Annotated in this window: 1 pseudogene; it reads left to right on the top strand. The window is 76.5% G+C overall.

Annotation, left to right across the window (positions count from 1 at the left end):
* Positions 1-39: 39 nt before the first annotated feature.
* Positions 40-1,684 (top strand): annotated as a pseudogene (locus ABZ885_RS40710) (hypothetical protein); the annotation flags it as partial.

Genomic DNA, 1,684 nt, shown 5'->3' with positions numbered 1-1,684 from the left:
TCGAGACGTGGCCGCCCGGCTGCGGCACGTGGAGGAGATGTGACCACCCCGGCCGGCACCAGCACGCCGTCCCGCCCCACCGGCCCCGGCCCGGGGCCGACGGCCGAACACCGCCCCGCCCCCTGGGTGCGGACCAGGCTGCGCTCGACGCCGCTCGCCGCCCTGCTCACCGCCGTACTCGTCTTCGGCACCGTCTTTCTCGCCGCCGCGTTCCCGCGCGCCGTCGATCGGGGGTCGGACACCGCGCTGCACGCGTACCTGCAGGGCCGCGGCCCGGTCTGGACCAGCCTGGTCGCCACCTCGGCGCGCAGCCATGACGAGGCCGACCTCGACCGGGTGGTGGAGAAGCTCGGCGCCTATCCGAACGAGACGTTCGGCTTCGACACGGGCGGTCAGGTGTACGGCTCGCGCAGCAACCGGCCGCGCACGCTCCTCAACGACGGGCTTTCCCGGCCCGAGGAGGTACCGCCCACGGCCGACCTGCTCTACCTGCACGGCCTCAGCGACCACGCCACCCTGATCGCCGGCCACTGGCCCGGCCCCGCACGCGACACCGGAGCGATCCCGATCGCGCTCAGCCGGGCCGCCGCCGACACCATCGGCATCCATCTCGGCGCCATCCTCGACGCCGGGTCGGAGCCGGCCGTCGGCGATCGGCCGGCCGAACGTCACCTCGCCGAGGTGGTCGGCCTCTACACGGCCAACGACCCGAACGACCCCTTCTGGGCCGAGCAGCCCTGCCCGGAGATGGCGTGCCGGGAAGGCAGCCCCAAGTACCACTGGAAGACCGCCGGGGTGATCGACGTCGGCTCGCGGGGCCGGCTCGACTCCTGGGGCCAGGGCGCGGGGGACTTCTGGCGGCTGCCCGTCGACGCCGCCGCCCTGCGCGCCGACCGGCTGCCACGGACCACCGAGGAGATCTCCTCGTACGTGTCCGGCCCCACCAGCATCGAGCTCCGGAGCCGAACCGGCAGGCCGGACCTCCAGCTCGGCTCGCCCCTCCCCCAAGTCTTCAAGCAGGCCACCGCGCGCCGCGACGCCGCAGCCCCGCTTGCCGCGATCGGCCCGGCCGGCCTGGCCGGCGTCGCCGCCGTGGTCCTCTGCCTGGCCGCGGCCCTCGCCTTCGACCGGCGCAATGGTGAACTCCAGCTGCTCCGGGCCCGCGGCGGCTCGCGCGGCGGGGTGCAGCTGCGCCTGCTCGGTGAGGGCGCGGTGACCGTCCTGCCCGCGGCCACGGTCGCGACGGTGCTCGCCTTCGCCCTGCTGCCGACCGCGCGCTGGACGGGCGCCGTGGTGGCCGCCCTGGCCGTCACCCTGCTGGCGTTGCTGAGCTTCCCCGTCCGTGCGGCCCTGCTCTGGTCGGCGCCGCGCCGGCGGAGCGGGCGGCGTCGGATGGTCGGCGAACTCCTCGTCCTCGCCGTCACCGTCGCCGCCGTACTGGAGGTCCGGCGCCGAGGCGTCGTCCCGCCCGGCGGCGGCCTGGACCCGGTCCTGGTCGCGGCCCCGCTGCTGCTCGCCCTCACCGGCGGTCTGCTGCTCGCCCGGCTCCAGCCGGTCCTGGTCGGCTCACTCGTCGCGCGGGTGAGCGGCCGCGGCGCCGGGCTGATCGGCTTCCTCGGCCTGGCCCGCGCCGCCCGCGGCACCGGTGGACGGCCGCGCCCCTCCACGCTGCCGCTGCTCGCAC

Source organism: Kitasatospora sp. NPDC047058 (assembly GCF_040643935.1).
In the GTDB taxonomy this organism is placed as follows: Bacteria; Actinomycetota; Actinomycetes; order Streptomycetales; family Streptomycetaceae; genus Kitasatospora.
The sequence above is the reverse complement of the archived record's forward strand: the minus strand, read 5'-3'. Positions and strand labels throughout refer to the sequence as shown.